The organism is Streptomyces sp. NPDC006384, assembly GCF_042870695.1.
Classification (GTDB): Bacteria; Actinomycetota; Actinomycetes; order Streptomycetales; family Streptomycetaceae; genus Streptomyces.
This window is the reverse complement of the sequence record NZ_JBIAHR010000036.1, coordinates 50,379-67,200: the sequence shown is the minus strand read 5'-3', so window position 1 is coordinate 67,200 and position 16,822 is coordinate 50,379. Positions and strand designations below refer to the sequence as shown.

18 protein-coding genes are annotated in these 16,822 nt (G+C 70.4%); 3 read left to right on the top strand and 15 right to left on the bottom strand.

The window, feature by feature from the left end:
- Positions 1-96 precede the first annotated feature (96 nt).
- The 5 genes from ACFYOJ_RS33970 to ACFYOJ_RS33950 all read right to left on the bottom strand — a co-directional run bounded on the left by ACFYOJ_RS33970 (position 97) and on the right by ACFYOJ_RS33950 (position 4,369).
- A complete protein-coding gene (locus ACFYOJ_RS33970) occupies positions 97-633 on the bottom strand; it encodes a deoxycytidine triphosphate deaminase (protein WP_356559318.1) in 537 nt (178 codons plus the stop codon).
- A complete protein-coding gene (dcd, locus tag ACFYOJ_RS33965) occupies positions 630-1,169 on the bottom strand; it encodes a dCTP deaminase (protein WP_356559320.1) in 540 nt (179 codons plus the stop codon). Before dcd ends, ACFYOJ_RS33970 begins: the two co-directional genes overlap by 4 nt.
- The gene (locus tag ACFYOJ_RS33960) at positions 1,166-2,398 is read right to left on the bottom strand and encodes a metallophosphoesterase (RefSeq protein WP_356559322.1); all 1,233 of its coding nucleotides are present in this window, start codon (positions 2,396-2,398) and stop codon (positions 1,166-1,168) included. Before ACFYOJ_RS33960 ends, dcd begins: the two co-directional genes overlap by 4 nt.
- Positions 2,395-3,711: a UDP-N-acetylglucosamine 1-carboxyvinyltransferase gene (locus ACFYOJ_RS33955; protein ID WP_388598497.1), complete on the bottom strand. Its 1,317-nt coding sequence runs from the start codon at positions 3,709-3,711 to the stop codon at positions 2,395-2,397. Before ACFYOJ_RS33955 ends, ACFYOJ_RS33960 begins: the two co-directional genes overlap by 4 nt.
- 172 nt (positions 3,712-3,883) lie before the next feature.
- The gene (locus ACFYOJ_RS33950; protein ID WP_356559324.1) at positions 3,884-4,369 is read right to left on the bottom strand and encodes an ATP-binding protein; all 486 of its coding nucleotides are present in this window, start codon (positions 4,367-4,369) and stop codon (positions 3,884-3,886) included.
- Between the two features lie 266 nt (positions 4,370-4,635).
- On the opposite strand from ACFYOJ_RS33950, the gene ACFYOJ_RS33945 reads away from it, so the two are divergent.
- Together ACFYOJ_RS33945 and ACFYOJ_RS33940 are read left to right on the top strand one after the other, a co-directional pair.
- Positions 4,636-5,508: a helix-turn-helix transcriptional regulator gene (locus ACFYOJ_RS33945; RefSeq protein WP_356559326.1), complete on the top strand. Its 873-nt coding sequence runs from the start codon at positions 4,636-4,638 to the stop codon at positions 5,506-5,508.
- Positions 5,509-5,739, top strand: a complete 231-nt coding sequence (locus tag ACFYOJ_RS33940; protein ID WP_356559328.1) for a DUF397 domain-containing protein — start codon at positions 5,509-5,511, stop codon at positions 5,737-5,739.
- A 700-nt stretch (positions 5,740-6,439) separates the two neighbouring features.
- Here the strand turns inward: ACFYOJ_RS33940 and ACFYOJ_RS33935 are convergent.
- Both ACFYOJ_RS33935 and ACFYOJ_RS33930 read right to left on the bottom strand, forming a co-directional pair.
- Positions 6,440-6,856: a hypothetical protein gene (locus ACFYOJ_RS33935; protein WP_356558604.1), complete on the bottom strand. Its 417-nt coding sequence runs from the start codon at positions 6,854-6,856 to the stop codon at positions 6,440-6,442.
- Positions 6,853-7,548: a hypothetical protein gene (locus ACFYOJ_RS33930; protein ID WP_356558603.1), complete on the bottom strand. Its 696-nt coding sequence runs from the start codon at positions 7,546-7,548 to the stop codon at positions 6,853-6,855. The genes ACFYOJ_RS33935 and ACFYOJ_RS33930 overlap by 4 nt, the downstream gene beginning before the upstream one ends.
- Before the next feature lie 366 nt (positions 7,549-7,914).
- Between ACFYOJ_RS33930 and ACFYOJ_RS33925 the strand changes: the two genes are divergently transcribed.
- Positions 7,915-9,081, top strand: a complete 1,167-nt coding sequence (locus tag ACFYOJ_RS33925) for a pentapeptide repeat-containing protein (protein ID WP_356558602.1) — start codon at positions 7,915-7,917, stop codon at positions 9,079-9,081.
- A gap of 114 nt (positions 9,082-9,195) precedes the next feature.
- Here the strand turns inward: ACFYOJ_RS33925 and ACFYOJ_RS33920 are convergent, their stop codons facing one another.
- The 8 genes from ACFYOJ_RS33920 to fxlM all read right to left on the bottom strand — a co-directional run bounded on the left by ACFYOJ_RS33920 (position 9,196) and on the right by fxlM (position 16,804).
- A complete protein-coding gene (locus ACFYOJ_RS33920) occupies positions 9,196-9,597 on the bottom strand; it encodes a hypothetical protein (RefSeq protein WP_356558601.1) in 402 nt (133 codons plus the stop codon).
- Entirely contained in the window at positions 9,594-9,782 is a 189-nt protein-coding gene (locus ACFYOJ_RS33915) for a hypothetical protein (protein WP_356558600.1), read from the bottom strand. Before ACFYOJ_RS33915 ends, ACFYOJ_RS33920 begins: the two co-directional genes overlap by 4 nt.
- A gap of 80 nt (positions 9,783-9,862) precedes the next feature.
- Positions 9,863-10,639: a transposase family protein gene (locus tag ACFYOJ_RS33910; RefSeq protein WP_356558599.1), complete on the bottom strand. Its 777-nt coding sequence runs from the start codon at positions 10,637-10,639 to the stop codon at positions 9,863-9,865.
- 328 nt (positions 10,640-10,967) lie between these two features.
- Positions 10,968-12,071, bottom strand: a complete 1,104-nt coding sequence (locus ACFYOJ_RS33905; protein ID WP_356558598.1) for an NUDIX hydrolase — start codon at positions 12,069-12,071, stop codon at positions 10,968-10,970.
- A gap of 42 nt (positions 12,072-12,113) precedes the next feature.
- Positions 12,114-12,887 (bottom strand): PIG-L deacetylase family protein, encoded by a 774-nt coding sequence (locus ACFYOJ_RS33900; protein ID WP_388598499.1) that lies wholly within the window; start codon positions 12,885-12,887, stop codon positions 12,114-12,116.
- A gap of 5 nt (positions 12,888-12,892) precedes the next feature.
- Entirely contained in the window at positions 12,893-13,762 is an 870-nt protein-coding gene (locus tag ACFYOJ_RS33895) for a hypothetical protein (RefSeq protein ID WP_356558596.1), read from the bottom strand.
- A gap of 88 nt (positions 13,763-13,850) precedes the next feature.
- The gene (locus tag ACFYOJ_RS33890; RefSeq protein WP_356558595.1) at positions 13,851-14,441 is read right to left on the bottom strand and encodes an AAA family ATPase; all 591 of its coding nucleotides are present in this window, start codon (positions 14,439-14,441) and stop codon (positions 13,851-13,853) included.
- Positions 14,438-16,804 carry a methyltransferase, FxLD system gene (gene fxlM, locus ACFYOJ_RS33885; protein WP_356558594.1) on the bottom strand — a complete coding sequence of 789 codons (2,367 nt, stop codon included), beginning with the start codon at positions 16,802-16,804 and terminating at the stop codon, positions 14,438-14,440. Before fxlM ends, ACFYOJ_RS33890 begins: the two co-directional genes overlap by 4 nt.
- Between the last annotated feature and the right edge of the window lie 18 nt (positions 16,805-16,822).

The following is a 16,822-nucleotide window of genomic DNA, read 5'->3' as shown; positions in this document are numbered from 1 at the left end:
GGTCGAGGAAGACTTCGACGCTGCCGCCGGGGCTGTCGGCGGGCAGGTCCAGGAAGGTCGCGGCCGGCGGCCCCGCAGCGGGTCTCACCAGGGGGCTCATCGGCTGGCTCCTTCGATCTCTTCGTAGAGGCGGGAGATGTCGATGCCGTCGGTGGCCGCGTACTTGGCGAGCTGCTGCTGGTAGCTGGCCGGGGTGCCGAAGGCGGCGAGGAAGACGAGCTTGCCGAAGGTCATGCCCGCGTAGATCCGGACTGGCTTGGCCACGCGGATCTCCAGGGTCCAGCGGATAGCGTGGCCCTGGTGCCCGAGGGGGGCGGAGACGTGGACCCAGATGCCCAAGGAGCCGATGGTGCGATCGCCGTTGAGTATCTGCGCGAACGCCTCGGAGCCGGTCCGCTCGTGGGTCACGCCGAGGTAGAGCAGGCCGGGCTGAAGGACCAGGCCGGCGGCGGGGATGGTCTGCTTGGTGAAGGCGGTGGGGGCGGCGGCGTCGAGGTCGCCGTCGCAGACGCGGATCGTGTCGCCCAGACGCCAGTCGTAGGCGTTCGGGGACAGGCGGGCGGGGTCGAAGGGGTCGATGGTGATCTCGCCCGCGGCGACGGCGGCGGCGATCGCCGGGCCGGTGAGGATCACGAGGCCACCGCCCGGATGCGGGCCGCGTCCCGCCAGTAGCGGGAGGGCTGCGGGCCGGCGGCGGCCTGGTACTTGCCCGCGTACAGGTCGATGTCGCCGGTGGAGACGAAGAACATGATCTGCCCGATCTTCATGCCCGCGTACACGCGCAGGGGCCGGATCGGGGAGAGCATCAGGGTCCACTGGCCGTGGAAGCCGATGTCGCCGATGGGGGCGGTGATCTCGACGAACAGGCCGAGCCGGCCGACGGAGGAGCGTCCGAACAGCAGCGGGACGAAGGTGTTCGAGCCGACCTGCTCGAGGGTGTGGCCGAGGTAGAGCTCGCCGGGCTGGAACACGAACCCGTCCTCGCCGATCTCGACCGCGCGGGTCGGGTTGGGCTGGTGGGCGTCGATGATCCCGGCGGTGTAGGTCAGCAGGGTGGGGCCGAGGCGGACGTTGTAGCTGTTGGGGTTGACCTGGCCCGGCTCGAACGGGCTGATCGTTAAGCGGCCGTCATGGGCGGCGGTGGTGATCTCGGGTCCGGTGAGGATCATCGGGCACCTTCCTCCTTCTCGGGCTCGGGCAGCGGGGTCGCGACGGTGCGGCGGACGGCCTCGCCGAGGCGGAGGCCGGCCTGGTGGGTGCGTCCGCCGAGGTAGGTATCGGCGAGGTAGCCGGTGGTCAGCACGGACCGGATGCCCTCCGGCAGCGGCCAGGGAGCGATGGCCAGCGGCCCGACCTGCTTGCTCAGGTGCGTCAGCAGCCGGTCCAGGCCCTCCGGGCCCGTGTCGGGGAGGAAGGCGTGGAGGAGCTGGTTGTCGAACGGCTCGATGGCCAGCAGGTCCCCGAGCGTGAGTATGTGGCCGAGGCGGGTGGGCCGCAGGGTGGTGTCGTTGAGGATGACGGCGTCGGCGCCGAGGCCCGTGTGCAGCCGGTCCGCGACGTCCTTCAGGAGCCGGTGCCGGTCGAGGTCGGTGTCGCGGTAGGGCTCGGTGACGGTGCCGAGGCGGGTGGCGAGCATCCGGCCGGTTGAGGCGATCGTCTCCTTCAGCATGGCGAGGTCGTCCGGCACCGGGCCGGGGGCGGGAAAGGTGGTGGTTCGGGCGGCCCAGCCGGAGCCGACGGGTTCTGCGGCGGCGTAACCGGCGGCCAGCTCGCGGCCCTTGACCACGAGGGTGTCGCCGACGTTCACCGGCCCGTAGGCATCGCTGTGGCAGTGGCCGGCGAAGATGACGTCGACGAACGGGCAGGCGGCGGCGAGCCCCAGGTCCTCGTCGAAGCCGGAGTGGGACAGCACCATCCAGGAGTCCACGTGGTGGTGGTGTTCCAGCATCAGGCGGCGCAAGGCCGCCGCGGGGTCGGTGACGCGGTGCCCGGCCCGCTGGTCGGCGGGGATGGTGCTGAACGCCTGCTGGCCCATCACCGCGGTGACGGCGACTCGGCGGCCGTGCACGTCGACGATGCGGAGGCGGTCGAACAACGGCCGGCCACTCGCGTCGTCGACGGTGTTGGCACACACGGTCATCTCGCGCAGGCCCGGCTCGAAGTAGTGGGGCCAGCCATGGTTGCCGGGTGCCAGGACGTCGTACAGCGTCGTGAGGACTTCCCGCTCGATGGCTCCCTTGCCCAGCAGGTAGTAGCCGGTGCCCTCGAAGAAGTCGCCGCAGTCGGCGATCAGCGAGGTGGACCTGAGTTCGTACAGGTGCGGCAGGAAGCTGTCGACCCGGTCGAGGGTGGAGTGGACGTCGGTGGTGGCCACGATCTGGCCGTAGGTCCTGGTCATCGCGGTACCTCGGTGACGTCGGCGCCGAGGTCTCGGAGTTTGGCGGGCAGGTCGGCGTGACCGCGCCGCAGCTGGTCGAGGCCGCTGACAGTGGTGGTGCCGCGGGCGTTCAGGGCGGCGATCAGCAGGGCGGAGCCGGTGCGGATGTCCGTGGCCTTCACGGCGGCGCCGTTCAGGCGTTGGGGGCCGGTCAGGCGGCACTGGGTGGGCGAGAGTTCTTCGACCACGGCACCGAGGGAGGCGAGCTGGGGGATGAGGTTGCCGTGGCGGCCGGGGTTGATGTCGTCGGAGAACAGGTGGATGCCGGGCAGGGTGAGGGCCAGGGCCATCAGCGCGGGCTCGAGGTCGGCGTCCAGGCCGTCCGGGGTGAGCGAGGCGATCGCCCGCAGCGGCCGGCCGCTGACGTGGCGGGTCTGGTGGACGGTGATCGCGTCGGGAGCGAGGGTGACGGGGATGCCGGCCCAGTCCAGCAGGCCGGCAAGGACCTTGAGGTCCGGGCCGCCCACGCCCTCGATGCGGCCCTCACCGCCGGTCGCGGCGATCGCGCAGGCCAGCGTGCCCGCCTCGATCTTGTCGCCGGGGACGGTCCAGGCCACCGTGCCGGCCGGGACGCCCGGCGGCGGGTCCAGCGTGATCTTTTCCGCGCTGGCGTGGGCCGCCCACCCGGCGGCAGTTAAGGCGGCGAGCACGCTCGTGGTCTCCGGAGACAGGTTCGGGTTGCCCAGTTCCAGGTGGCTGCGGGAGGCGACCGCCCGACAGATTGCGGCGATGCTGGCCCCGCGCGAGCGGAACGGCAGCGTCAGGACGACCTTGTCGCGGGCCCGCTCGGCGGCGAGGACGCGGTATCCGGAGTCGTCGAGCAGGACGGTGTCACCGAACGCCTCGTACACGGTGAAGTGCAGGCCCATCCCGCGGTCGCCGATCTGGCAGCCGCCGGGCCAGGGCAGCACGGCCTGCCTGCAGGCGGCCAGCAGAGGTGCCACGAGGTAGTAGGAGGCCCTGATCCGGGCGGCGTCCGCCAGGTCGGGCACCTCAGCGGGGCCGTCGTGGGGCAGCACGATCACGGCTCCGGGCTCGGCGACCGGGCGGGCGATGCGGTAGCCGCACCGCTGGAGCAGGGCGAGCATCGTCTGGACGTCGGCACTGGCCGGGACGCCCGACAGGCGTACGCCGCGGCGAAGCGACGCGGCGGCGGTCAGCAACGGAAGGGCCGCGTTCTTCGAACCGTCCACCCTGACCGTGCCGGCGAGCGGACGGCCGGGACGGACGGCGACGGCATCGACGCCGGCCATGCGGGCGGGAGCAATCTCCATCAAGAACCTCCAGGTCATGAGCGGTCGGGACTGAAGGTGGTGCTGGTCATGCCAGTACTTGAGGGGCGATGCCCGCCGCACACGTCCCCGGGTCGCCGAGGGGTGGTGCGGCCCCGGCCCTGCGGGCGGCCCGAGGAAGGGGGTAGGCCGCCGCGCGGGCCGGAAGACGACGTCAGACGCTCACCAGGGCGGGGGCGGGCAGGGCGCAGGTGATCTGCTTGCCGACCGGCGTCGGCTTCACGGTCCATCCCGGGGCCAGCGCGTCGAGGATCCACAGCCCCCGCCCGGCCTCGGTCTCGGCACTGTCCGGGGCCTGATCACGCCGCTCGGGCAGGGCCGCGGGCTCCGGGTCGTGCACCTGGACCAGCACGTGGTCCTCGTGCGGATGGACCTGGACGACCACCGGAGCCCACGGGCCGCACAGCCGCACCACATTGCCAACCAGTTCGCTGGCCACCAGCCGGGCCGACTCCGCGACCTCCTCGCCTATTCCCGCCCCGGCGACCGTCTTGAACACCACGGCCCGCATCTGCTGCAGATGCTCCGGGCTCGCACTCATGTGCAAGACGAACCCGTCGTCGTGGTGCACGAGGTAGAAGCCGCAGGATGCCTGCGGCGGAACGGCGGTAGGTCCGGTGTGGGCCTGGGCTTCGTGCATGGCGTGCTCCCCAGTCGACAGAGCGGGCAGCCGGCCGAGGAGTCGGGCCGGGCTCGGGCTGTGGGTCGGCACGTCGGCCCCCGAGAGCGGTGATTCACCCCGGGAAGTCGGCGCAAGGCAACGGCATATGACACGAAGCGCGATGGGATCATCACGCCTCGCAACCGATAGTCAGGATGCCCCGCGCCAACTCGATTGGGCAATATGCCTCATCGAGATTCCCCAGATTGGTTGTCCATGCCCCGGGCAAAGGCCACACTGTCGCCATGGCCTGGAAGAGGAAGCCCGCCCCCAAGTCCATCTACCGACGTCAACTCGCGGCCCGGCTGAAGGAATTGCAGGACGACTCCGGCAAGACGCTGGCCGAGGTCGGCGCCATCATCGAGGTCAACCAGGGTTCGCTCAGCCGCATCATGAACGGCGACCGCGGCACCACACCGGTCCTGGTGAAGGCCCTGCTCGACTGCTACGGCGTCACCGACCCGGGCGTCCGGGAGGACATCTTGGACCTGGTCCGCGCAGACCAGGCCCAGAAGCAGAAGTGGTGGCGCAAGTACTCCGCCGTCATCAACACCACCCAATACGGCGGCTACCTGGAGCTGGAGCAGAGCGCGACCACCCTGCGTTCCTACGAGCCGCAGCTGATCCCCGGACTGCTGCAGACCCCCGAATACGCCCGCCAGGTGATCACCGCGATGCGGGTCGACCTGGACGTCAAGCAGATCCAGGACCTGGTGGACGTGCGCATGAAGCGTCAGTCCCTCCTGGTCCGCGAGGACGCCCCGAAGCTGTGGGCGGTCATCGACGAGGCCGCCATACGGCGTGTCGAGTCAAACCCGGCGGTGCTCAAGCAGCAGCTCGAGCACCTGCTGGACGTCGAACCCTGCACCAACATCACCCTGCAGCTCCTACCGTTCGACGCCGGGTTCCATCCCGGCTTGTACGGGTCGTTCATGCTCATGGGTTTCCCCGAGCCCAACCCGGACGTGGTCTGGGTGGAGAATCTGACGAACTCGGTGTACTTCGAGGGATCGGACGATGTGGGGCGCTACACCGAGGTCTTCGACCATCTGCGGGCCACGGCCCTCGGCCCGCCCGAGACCCGCAGCCGCATCAAGAACATGATCAAGGAGCTGTAAGTGAGCAACACCAAGCCCAACCCCGCCGAGCTGGACTTCTCCGCCGTCACCTGGGAGAAGAGCCCGTTCAGCGGGGGCAACGACAACTGCGTGGAGTTCGGCGTGATCGGTGACCTGATCGCCGTACGCGACTCCAAGCGGCCCGAGCAGACCCCGCTCGTCTACACGCGGGGCGAGATCGGGGCGATGCTCGCCGGAGCGAAGGCCGGCGTCTTCGACCACCTGGCATAACGCACAACAGCCGGCGGTCCGAAGCGGCCGTAACGGACAAGAAGGCGGCGGCCGACCCCAGGCATAGTGGGGTCGGCCGCCGTCGTAATCTTCCCCCACCATCACCCTCGAACCGAGGGCGCCCACCCCGCAGCAGGAACGTACATCGCGTCGAGCACCGGTTTCCGCCCGACGAGGCTCGCGGAATCCTGGGGCCGACTCTCAGTGCCCTGCGCGACCATGGCAGCCGTGACGATGGCTCCCGCCCCAAACAGCGAACGGCAGATTCCCGCCTGGGCCTCCACCGTTGGACCCGGCTGGGCCGACCTGCTCAACCACCTCCACGACGAGCTGTCCACTCTCGACCCTGCCTACCGGATCGAGGATTTCAGCCCGAGGTTCGGCGGCCTGTGCATCGCCGTCGCCGATCGCTTCGACGGCGGCGAATTCGACGGGGAGTTTGCCGACCGAGCCGCAGCCCTTACCGACGCCAGCCGAGGTCGCCGCCGTACAGACCTGCGAGCTGTGCGGCCAGACCGGACGACCGCGCTTCCACGGGGACCAGCACCGCACCTGGCTCATCACCCTGTGCGAAACCTGCCACTCCCGGCCACGGACCGCCACAGACTCGCCTCTCCGGCTCCGGCTCCGGCTCCGGCACGACGCAGCGACCGCGCCAGACGGCCTCGACACGCCGATGGGATGAGCATCAGGGTCTTTCTCAGCCGTCGCCGTCGTCTGACGGACGGAGCGGGATGACGTTGTCGGGGGCAGGCTGGGCTTGGCTGTCAGGTTGCCGGAGGATGAGGACGGCTGCCGCGAGCGCCATCTGCTCCGCCCGATGCCGGGACTCGGCCTCGGCAGCCCGGGAGTCCTTGAGAGCTTCCTTCAGGCGGACCACCTCCTTGCGAAGCCGCCTTTCGACTTCCGGCGTCTGGTGCGTTTCCGTACGCACCCGCGCATAGAACTCCCCCTTGAGGTCGGCGTGGCGTTTTTGCACCGCCATGCGGTGGACACCGGCCTCTGCGGCGAGGGCGGCGGCCGTGAGGCTGCCGTTGGAGCAGGTGGGCTGGCCGGCCAGGAGACGGTCCATGGCCGCGCGGATGCGCGAGCGTTCGTCCTCGTGCCGCTGGTTCATGCAATAGCCTCCTCGGCGGACTGGGCGGCGGAATCGTGGGCATCGGCGAGTGCACGGAAGCGGCTGGCTGTTCGGCGAAACCGGTCGCCCAGGGGCTGGGGCATCAGGGCCGCCTTCGCATCGAGCCGATCAGCGTGCTCCCGTGCTGCCTGCGCGTGACTGTCGGTGCGGACCGCGTTGTCGCAGCCGAGCTGGCAGGCGAACTGGTTGGGTGCCGTCGCCCCCGGATCCGGATCGCACAGGGCCGTGTCCCGCTTGAAGGCGCAGATGAGGAACGAGTCCGGGTTGTCGAAGAGGACGAGGCCGTCGCGCGCGAGGAACTTGGCGGCGGCCTTCGGGGTGGTCAGGGCGCCCTCGAAGGCGGGGATCGAAGTGGCTCCGAGGAGAGCCCGTCGAGCGGCGGGACCGGAGATCTTCTCGCCGGCCGCCGTGGCGTCGCGCAGACGTGCCGCGGTGGTCGCGGCGGCGAGGGCGGTCTCGACGTCGAGTTCTCCGTGGAAGCCTCTGCGCTCGCGGCTGCCGTAGCCGGTGGAGGTGCGGGCGTCCAGGGCGGTGCGCATGTGTCCGTACTGGATGGCGAGGGCGACCAGGCCGCCGGGGCGGCGGGCGATGTGCCAGGCCAGGTTGTGGAGGGGTTGAGAACTGACCGTTGACCGCCGTGCAGCCTTGGCTCCCGGCGGCGGCAGCCTCATAGCACAGGATCTTGCTGTTGATGCGCGCCGAGAGCGCTCGGCTGGGGACAAAGGCGGTGGTGAGCAGGGGCTCGTCCACCTACAGCTGGACGAGCCCCACGTCACAGATTCGGTCGGTGGCAGCCCTGGATCCACACCGCAATCAGTCCGACCGAGCTGGTCCCCGCCGCGTACGGGACACCACGCAGCGTGCTGAGCGCCACGGTGTGTCGACGGTGGTAGACCCACTGCGCCACATGCTTGACCCACCTGCGAAACCCGCTCGGCGCCTGGGATCCGGGCGTTGGCCGCAAGCAACCTCAACTTTGCCTCTGAGGCTGGCCGTTCATCGCATACCGTGGCGTTCAGAAGGACATCATGCCCGGCATGAGCGACGAGTACCCAATCCCCAAACGACGCCCCTGGTGGCACTGGGCGCTGGCAGCAGTTGGTATTGCCGTCTTCCTTGTCTCCCTCATCTGGGGCCCTTGGTGGGTCGAAGGCCACCACCTCCGAGACGACCGCGGCGAGCTCGTCTCAAGTGCTGGGATCATCATCACCGGGTTCCGCACCATGCTCATCGCCATCGTCGCCGGCGTTCTAACCGGGCTCGGCCTTCGGTACACGCATAAGAGTCACCAGCAGACCGAAAGGCTCTTCGAGCACACCAGGGCGAAGGACCGAGAGCAGGTGAGGCTGACTCGCGAAGGCCAGGTCACCGACCGGTACGTCGAGGCGATCAAGCTGCTCGCGTCAGACAAACTGCACGAGCGGCTCGGCGGGATCTACAGCCTTGAACGCATCATGAAGGACAGCGAACGGGACCACCGAACCATCGTCGAGGTCCTCTCCGCGTTCATCCGGACCAAACTGGAAGAAGACGCAAGGCCGAAGAAAAAGCACAAGAAGAGCGAGGAACGTCCGTACAAGTATCCCCTGGCCGACGAGTTGCTCATCCCGCCGCGCGACGATCTACAGGGGCTGCCTGAAGAGATCCGGGCCGCTCTCTCGGTGCTCAACCGTCGCGACAACGAGCGACGCCGAGCAGTGCCAATGGACTTGCAAGGAGCAGAACTGCACCACCGAGACCTTGAGGGCGTCGACTGGAGGTGGGCGAACCTGAGGCAAGCGAACCTGACTAGGGCAAGTCTGAAATTCGCATGCCTCGAAGGTGCGGATCTCAGCAACGCACGCCTCCAACGTGCGGACATGACCTTGACTGAGCTTAACCGTGCCAATCTGAACTGGGCAGACCTACAGGGCGCCGACCTCGAGGCCTGCGATCTGGAGGGCGCCGAGCTGCAAGTGACGCGTCTGACGGACGCTAAACTGTCGCTAGCCCGCGGGCTCACGGCCGAACAGGTCGGGAAGGCGAAAATCTACTACTCCACCGAACTGCCAGACGAGCTCGAAGTCGACCCGCACATTCAAGCCCGTCGAGAAACCTGCGAAGGATGGAAGGTGAGGCAAGCCGAGGCTAAATCCGAGATTCTGAGGCTCTGCGGATACGAACCCTCGTCGACATCCTCCAGCGAAGATCCTGCGTCTAGCTAAAACTCATCTAATCACTGGCGGGGAAGCAGTACGAGCAGCTCTGGCGAACGGCTGAGCATAGGTAGGCGGAATTCAGATATCGCCATCAGGGCCGATGATCTCGGTGCTACTGGTTCAACGGCAGACAGTCCTACTGTTGATGCTCGTGACGTTCGACGCCTCCTCCAGCGCCTCCTGGAGTCGTTCGTTGCGCAGGGCGAGGTTCTGGATCTGGGCAGCAGCGAGGGCGAGTTGAGCGTTCAGCTCGCGGTTGCGCCGGCGGAGCTTCGCGTTGCGGGCGACGAGTCTGTCATGTGCCGTCGGGCCGCTTCGACGGGCGGCGGGGGTGGCCCGGTGATCAGCGATCTCTCGGGCGATGTCGGGGTAACGGCGGCGGAAGGTGGTTTTGGTCAGGTCAAGGCGGTGGGCCAGCATGAGGACACTGGGCTGCTTGTTGGTCTCGCGGCAGGTGTCCAGCACCTCCTGGAGGTGCTTGTGGACCAGGGCCTCGGGCAGGTCGGGGACGTTGCGAGTCATGCCGGAACAGCCTCCTGCCCGTTCGCCGTCAGGAACTCGACGATCTCGGCCCGTCGGCTCTCAAGGAGCTGTCGAAGACGGGGCGGCAGCGTCGGCCGCGAGGCGATGCGCCCGTCGATGCGGACGACCTCGCGTTGCCAGGCGGCGATGTTCTCGGCGGTCAGTGCGCCGTTGCGGCAGGCCAACGGCAGGCAGCTGCCGTGCGAGGGAAGTCCTTCGCTGTTGCCGCGGCGGCCCTTCTCGCAGAGAGCCTTGGCCGGATCATTCAGCGTTGCCTCTCCAGGGTGAGGACCGCGGCAGCGATGACCGTCATCCGGTTCGGGCTGCAGCGGCTTCGGCGGAAGATCCGCCAGGACTTCAGCCGGGCGACGCCTCGTTCGACGGGAACACGGGCGTGGGCGAGTGCCCGGTTCAGCGTCCGCTCGGTCGGTGACAGTTCTCCGTTGGGAGGGCGGCGGATTGTGGTGGTGACCCAGGCGTCGGCGCCGATGTAGGCGCGGTCGGCCACGATCGGGACGCCTTGGCGTTCGCAGATCCGGATGATGCGGTGGGTGCGGGCTGGGGGTACCCCCGGCCGGAGGCTGGGGGAGGTCAGATCGTGAGCGCGGCCCGGCAGCGCCGGCGAGATCCACAGCAGCCGGCCTTCGGGATCGGTAACGACCTGCACGTTCACGCCGTGGCGCCGGTGCTTGTGGGAGTAATCGGTGCGTCCGTCGCCCAGGCGGTCGCACTCGCTGAGCGTGCCGTCCAGGAGCACGTAGTCCGGGTTGTGCTCGCGCAGGGTCTTGAGCAGTCCCGGCGCCCGGTCGGCGAGGAGTCGCACGACCGCGGTGGTGCAGGCGTGGGCCGTGCCCACGGATATGCCGAACCCGGCGGCGATCTGGGCGAGGGTGTCGTGCTTGCGCAGGTAGGCGAGAGCGACGAGAGCGCGCTGATGTGGGCGGAGCTTGCAGCGTCGGTCACCCTCACGGGTGACGATGAGCATCGTGACCCACTCGACCAGCGCATGAGGCAGGTCGAGTGCGGCAGGACAGGGAACCAACAGGGCTCCCGGGCCAGCAGGTTGAGACTTCGAACACCTCATCCAACGGCGCAGGGGCCCTGCCCGTTGCGGGCACCGAAGCCATCACCCGATCGGTGGCCCCGCTGAAAACGCTCACTCAATCATCAGGGAAGCACAGATGCGGATCATCCGGGATACCGGTGACCTGGTAGGAGATCCGGCCGCACTGGCAGTGGCCCGTTCGAACCGGCGGTGGAGCATCCGATACGGCTCTTGTGGCCGGCAGGGGCCGAGCGGCCACAGGGGGCGTGCCCGGGGAGGGTGATGTGTTGCTCATGCGAGTCCTCGCTTCGAGATGGTCCGGGGGCTACAAGGTGGTGAGGTCGGTGGCGTCCGGCAGTTCGGTGAGGGGCTGCCGCGCGGCACGGGGGATCCCGAGCCGCGCTCGAGCCTGGTGGACGGCGGCGAGCTGGTCGGCCGCCGGGGGTCCCCAGTCGAAGAGCTCCAGGGCCTGCTCGGGTGTGGCCAGGATCCGGATGTGGGTGCGGCCGGTGGCCGGGTCGGCGGATGGCGGGCCGAGGTGGGTGAGGGGGGCTGCGTAGCGGAGGCGGGCGTACGGCTTGTCGGGGTCGCGCAGGTGGCCGAGGAGCAGCGGTTCGCCGAACTCGGCTGTGGCTTCCTCGCCTACCTCCCGGCGCAGTGTGGCGAGCGGGTTGCCGCGGTCCGGGAGTTCGGGGGCGCCGCCCGGCAGAAGGGCCGCGCCGGTGTCCGGTTCGAGAAGCACCAGGACGCGGCCGTCGGGTCCGAGGAGCCAGCTCCAGACCTGGGCCACCGAGAGCTGCTTTGGGGCGGGGCCGGCGTGGAAGGGCAGGTGGTGCCGGGCGCGGGCGGTGCGAAGGGCGCCGGCCCGGTCCAGGACGGTGGGGGCGATCGGGAGGCCGTTCTCCAGCAGGGCGGGCCCGGCGGCGTTGATGCGGGCGCGCAGGGCGGACAGGGCCCGGCGGGCGTCGCCGGGGGCCATCAGGTCCGGTAGCCGGGCGGGTTCGACGAACTCGACGGACGTGATCTCGCGGTCGGGTAGCCGGATGGCGGCGATCTGCTCGTTGTCCCAGGTCCCGCCGTCGTAGACGTGCAGGATCTCGCCGGGGAAGCGCATGCTGGCGGGCGCGTTGAGGCTGTCGGCGCTGACCCAGTCCACGGCGAGCCCTCGGTCGACGGTCATGATGACGCCGAGTTCCTCGCGCACTTCTCGCCCGGCGCCCTGCGCCGGGGGTTCGTTCTCGTCGACGGCGCCGCCCGGCAGGAGGCAGGTCGTGCGGTAGTCGACGTGCTGAACCAGGATGCGGCCGCGTTCGTCTGTGATCAGCACGGACGTTCCCACCCATAGGGCAGCCTCGGCGCGTAAGGCTCCGTACTCCTCGTCGGTCATCATCGTGCTGGGCGGCGTGTCAGGGGAGGGCGTGATGGCCATCTCGTCTCCGATCGTGCGGGGGACCGCGTGGACGGCGGTCGGTCAGGCGATGAGCTGGTGAGGGTCACCCGGCGCGGGGCCGGGGGCGAGCCGAGTGAAGTACTCGGTGCTGATGATCTCGTCGCGTTCTGCTTCGGGCAGGCGCGCAAGCAGGCCGGGCAGGGACCGCTCGCGGGCAACTTCGCTGCGGTGCGCGAGGATCGCCTCCATCTTCGCCGCGGCCCAGGGGCTGACGTCGACGCTGGTGGTCACGTACGAGTCCGGGACCGCGAGGACGGTCTTGCCCACCCCTTCGAGCAGCGGGCGGAGCAGGCCGACGCCGGACTCGGGGTGTGTGGCGGCGTACACCGCAGACGGCTGCCACGGCGCGCCCGCTTCAGGGTGCAGGTGGGCGAGGCCGGCGGCTTCGACGGCGAGCAGGGTGATCTGGTGGGTGCGTACGTGGTCGGGGTGCCCGGTCAGCTGGCCGACTGCGTCGTGGGTGACGACGATGTCGGGGCGGAAGTCGCGGATGTGGGTGACGAGGCGGCCGACTGCTTCGTCGAGGGGAGCGTCGACGAAGCGCGGCTGGCCGGGGGCGGCCTCGGGGTTGCGGGCGTCGTTGTAGCCGAGTAGCCGCGGACTGCCGGCGCCTAGGACGCTCAGGGCGGCGGCGAGTTCGGGCGCTCTGCGGCTGTCGGGGGCCCAGGTGGCGGTGACGACCGCCGTGCGGGCCCCGGCGGCGTGGTGCTGGGCGAGGACGCCCCCGGTGAGGAGGGACTCGTCATCCGGGTGGGCGGTGACGGAAAGCAGGCTGGGCAGCACGGGGGTCTCCAGGGCGGTCACGGGACGGGGACAGGGGTGCCGGTGAGGTGCTCGGCGCGGCGGGCGAGGTGGGGAGCGAGGTCCGGGTGCCCGCCGCGGCCGGCGACCTGGAGGAGCTGGGCGAGCGCGACGAGCTCCCCGGCCCGTCCGGCGGGCGTGTCCAGGACGTGGGCGAACTCCGCGCGGACCCGGGCGGCCGTGACGGGGCGGGTGAGGCTGTAGGCGTGCAGGAGCCCGACGTCGAAGCCGACGGGAACCAGGCCCCAGCCCTCCCAGTCGAGCATGACCAGCGGTGGGCCGGTGAGGTTCGCCCAGTGCAGGTCGCCGTGGCCTGTGGTCCAGGCGCTGACCTGGAACGCGGGGACACCGAGGAACCGGGTGAGGTTCTTGTCGACCCACTGCTGCCGTACGGCCTGCCGGTCGGTCTGGACGGTCGACGTCGCCTCCAGCGCCCGGCGGAGGTCGGCCCACCACGAGGACGGCAGCTCCAGGTCCGCGGTGAGGACCGGGCCACCGGCCTGGAGGGCGGGCAGCGGCACGTACTCCGACAACTCCGCGCGGTAGGCGTGGCCGTGAGCGGACCATTCGAGCACGTCATGGAGCCGCGGCCGGGGCACGGCCGCGGGGAGCGCCTGGTGGGCCGTGGCCGTTCCCTCCCACAGGCGGAGGTTGCGCTTGTCCTCGGGCGCGCAGACCAGGCGGAGCCACCATTGGCCGGCCCGGCGGCCCAGGGTGCGGCCCTGCCAGCCCCACACGTCCGGGCCGGTGGGCGTCGCCTTGAACGTCCGGGCCGCGGCCGCGTGGGCATGACGCATCCGGACCTGGTCATCGCGATCGTGCGGCGGCACGAACACCGCCGTGGACGGGGAACCGGCCGCGGTGTTCACGACCGTGCTCCGCGCGCTCGACCCGGCCCGATCGGGGAGGGGCGCCGACCGCTGTGGCCGAAGCCCGGGACGGGGTGGATGGTCACGGTCATGCCTGTAGTGCCTCCGGTGATCGGGGCTGCTCGGGGGCCGGGAGTCGCAGGTGGGCGAGGGCCGCGTCGAGGGTCTGCTCGGGTGTGAGGGCGCTGGTGTCGATGACGTGGCCGTCGGCGTGCATCCAACCGGTGGCGGCCTGCTCGTAGTCGGCTACCCGCCAGCGGCGGTAGGCGCGTACGGCTTCGCTGCGTGCCTCGTCGCCGGGGAACTCCCGGCTGGTCGCGATCCGCTCCCGGAGTACCGCCGGGGCGGCGTGCACGACGAGGTGGTGGAAGCCGCCGTCGGCCTGGCGGAGCGGGGTGAAGATCTCCTCGGCGTAGGCGGGGCTGAGGACGGTCATCGGCACGATGACGGGGCCGCCCGTGTGCCGGACCAGACCGGCGACGAGGGCGCCGGTCAGGTGCCGCCACAGCGGAAGGTCCTGGTAGTCCCGGGGGCGCTGGGCGTGTCCGGCGAGCGTGCTGCGCAGCAGGTCGCCCACGGCCTCCGGGTCAGCGGTCATCGCGCCGGGCAGAGCGCGGCACAGCCCGGCGGCGAGGGTCGTCTTCCCGCCGCCGAACGGGCCGTTCAGCCAGACGATCATGCGTCCGTCGTGGTCGTGGTGATCGCGTCGGTGGACCGCGCGGGGGCCGGGAGGTGTCCGTTCCGGCCCGGCCACCGGAACACCAGCCGGGAGGACGCCTTGTCCAGGACGTCGCCGGCGGGCAGCAGATGGTTGGGGGTGCCGGCCGGGTGGACGGTCAAGGCGGGGTCGGCGCCGTTGCCGTCCTCGGTGCGCACGTCACGGTCCCAGGCCCGCACCATGTCCGCGACCTGCTCGGCGAGCTGGGGGCCCTGCTTGCCGAAGGCGTGAACCACCCACTGCGATTCCCACTCGCTGGGGCTCTTGCCGTGCCGGGTCTTGACATGAACCAGGTAGGCCAGCGACGCGCCGTCCACGACTGCCGGGGCGTCGCTGCCCTTCGCGATCTGCGTGACCCCCTCCTCCGGGTCCTGGTGAGCGGCCAGGCGGCAGAACCCCTTGAGGGTCGTAGCGGCGTAGAGCTGAAGCGAGCCGAAATAGAACCGTCCGCGCATGGTCACCCCCGTGGCGACCTCATGCCGCGGCCCGCGCAGCGCCTCTTCCAGACCCGTCGTGTCGGCGGCGGTGCCGTGCTCGAAGCGCAGCGTCAACCCGCCGTCGAGAAGGGAGACGACCGGAACCGTGCGGGCCTGCTGTCCCTGGTCCCGGACGAACCCGCAGTGTGTGAAGTGGCGGGCCTCCAGTACCTTCCCGCGCCGCTCGAAGGTGACCGCCCGCGTGTAGCCGCCGATCTCCAGCGGCATGACCAGGCGCCCGCCCTCGGCCAACTGGTCCCGCCAGGCCGGGGCGATGTCCCAGCAGTTGTAGGTGATCATGCTGCCGTCGAAGCCGCCGCGGGGCACGAGGTGCGCGGGCGCGCCGAGGGCTGCGTCGGCTTCGACGGCGGTGACGCGTCCGCTGCCGGCCTCCGTGAGGAAGGCGCGGGTGCGGCGTACGACCCACGGGTCGATGTCGACGCTCACCACGCGACCGTCGGGCCCGGCGGCGTGGGCGATCAGCTCGGCGTTGTAGCCGCCGGATCCCGCCTCGAACACGATCGCTCCCGGTTCGAGGTGCAGGTGCTCGAGCATGTCGGCCTGGAGCCAGGCCGCGGAGACTGAGCTGATGGCCGTCCCGGTCTCGTCGCGTCGGGTGATGACGGCCCGGTCGCCGCCGTCGTATGCGGCCGCGAGGCTCGCTTCCGGGGCGAAACGGTGGCGGGGCACGGTCCGCAGCGCGTCGCGGACGGGCTCGGACGGGGCCCAGCCGCCGTCGATGACCGTCTGGGCCATCGCCTGGCGCAGCCGGACGGCCTCGGCCGGCTCACTCGGCACGGGCGGCCGATCGGCGGCGAGCGGGTAGGAGACCACAGGCGGCAGGTCCGGGATGACGCCGGGCCACACGCTGTCGATCGCAAGTGCGGCCGGGACGAAGATGCTCCCGACACAGGTGAGAGTGTGCAGGTCGAAGAACTCCCAGCGGTCGAACTTGTCCGCCTCCGCAGTGGTCAGGGTCCCCGTCCACGTGGTGATGCGGACGACGGCCGTGAGCCGCGGAATGCCGTGGCTGTCATCGACCAGCATCGTCACCACGTGCGCGTCGCCCGGGTCGGCGACCAGGCCCGTCTCCTCGGCGAGCTCGCGCACCGCGGCGGAGGCGAAATCCTCCGGGCCGCGGGTCTTGCCGCCGGGCAGCTCGAGCATGCCGTCGCGGGAGCGGCCGAGCAGGACCCGGCCGGCGTCATCGGTGACGACAGCGAGGGCACCGGTCAGAGCATGAGCGGTGGTCGGCCGCTTCTCGACGGCCCTCGTGCCGGTGTGGCAGGGACCGCGCAGGACCAGGACGGCCAGGCCGTCCGCGTCCAGACGTTCCACCGTCTCCCAGCCGGCAGCGAGCACGGCGATCTCGTCCTCGTCCAAGGCGATCCCGCGCCGCTCCTCGGGCGTGGTCTCCGCCACCGGGGTGATGACGACGAGAGCACCGCCGTCCCTCAGCCGCTCACCCAGCCCGTGAACGATGCGCCCCCTGTCCTGCACGAACGGGTACATCAGCCGCATGACGACCAGGTCGTACCCCTCTTCATCCAGCGGGGCAGGATCGTCACGCTCGATGTCCAGGTGCAGCCAGCGCACGCCCTCGACGCCGGTGTACTCCTCGCGGGCCCGGGCGAGCGCGCTGTCGGCGAAGTCGCACGCGTCCACGGTGTAGCCGGCCGAGGCCAGGAACACCGCCAACTCGCCGGTGCCACAGCCAGCGTCGAGGGCCCGGCCGCCAGCCGGGGCCGGTACGTGCTCGGCGAGGAGGGCCTTCTCCTTGTCGCCAAGCTGACGGAAGCCTTTTCCGACGGCGTAGTGGTTGGACCAGTCGGCCCGCGTGTATCCCACAGATTTCTCTCCTGGTAC

What these genes read in the sequence shown, in the direction of transcription:
- ACFYOJ_RS33930 (WP_356558603.1), bottom strand. Translation starts at nt 7,548, where the DNA reads ATGAGGCTGCCGCCGCCGGGAGCCAAGGCTGCACGGCGGTCAACGGTC.
- dcd (WP_356559320.1), bottom strand. Translation starts at nt 1,169, where the DNA reads ATGATCCTCACCGGACCCGAGATCACCACCGCCGCCCATGACGGCCGC.
- ACFYOJ_RS33925 (WP_356558602.1), top strand. Translation starts at nt 7,915, where the DNA reads ATGAGCGACGAGTACCCAATCCCCAAACGACGCCCCTGGTGGCACTGG.
- ACFYOJ_RS33955 (WP_388598497.1), bottom strand. Translation starts at nt 3,711, where the DNA reads ATGGAGATTGCTCCCGCCCGCATGGCCGGCGTCGATGCCGTCGCCGTC.
- ACFYOJ_RS33935 (WP_356558604.1), bottom strand. Translation starts at nt 6,856, where the DNA reads ATGAACCAGCGGCACGAGGACGAACGCTCGCGCATCCGCGCGGCCATG.
- ACFYOJ_RS33905 (WP_356558598.1), bottom strand. Translation starts at nt 12,071, where the DNA reads ATGGCCATCACGCCCTCCCCTGACACGCCGCCCAGCACGATGATGACC.
- ACFYOJ_RS33960 (WP_356559322.1), bottom strand. Translation starts at nt 2,398, where the DNA reads ATGACCAGGACCTACGGCCAGATCGTGGCCACCACCGACGTCCACTCC.
- ACFYOJ_RS33890 (WP_356558595.1), bottom strand. Translation starts at nt 14,441, where the DNA reads ATGATCGTCTGGCTGAACGGCCCGTTCGGCGGCGGGAAGACGACCCTC.
- ACFYOJ_RS33945 (WP_356559326.1), top strand. Translation starts at nt 4,636, where the DNA reads ATGGCCTGGAAGAGGAAGCCCGCCCCCAAGTCCATCTACCGACGTCAA.
- ACFYOJ_RS33950 (WP_356559324.1), bottom strand. Translation starts at nt 4,369, where the DNA reads ATGCACGAAGCCCAGGCCCACACCGGACCTACCGCCGTTCCGCCGCAG.
- ACFYOJ_RS33920 (WP_356558601.1), bottom strand. Translation starts at nt 9,597, where the DNA reads ATGACTCGCAACGTCCCCGACCTGCCCGAGGCCCTGGTCCACAAGCAC.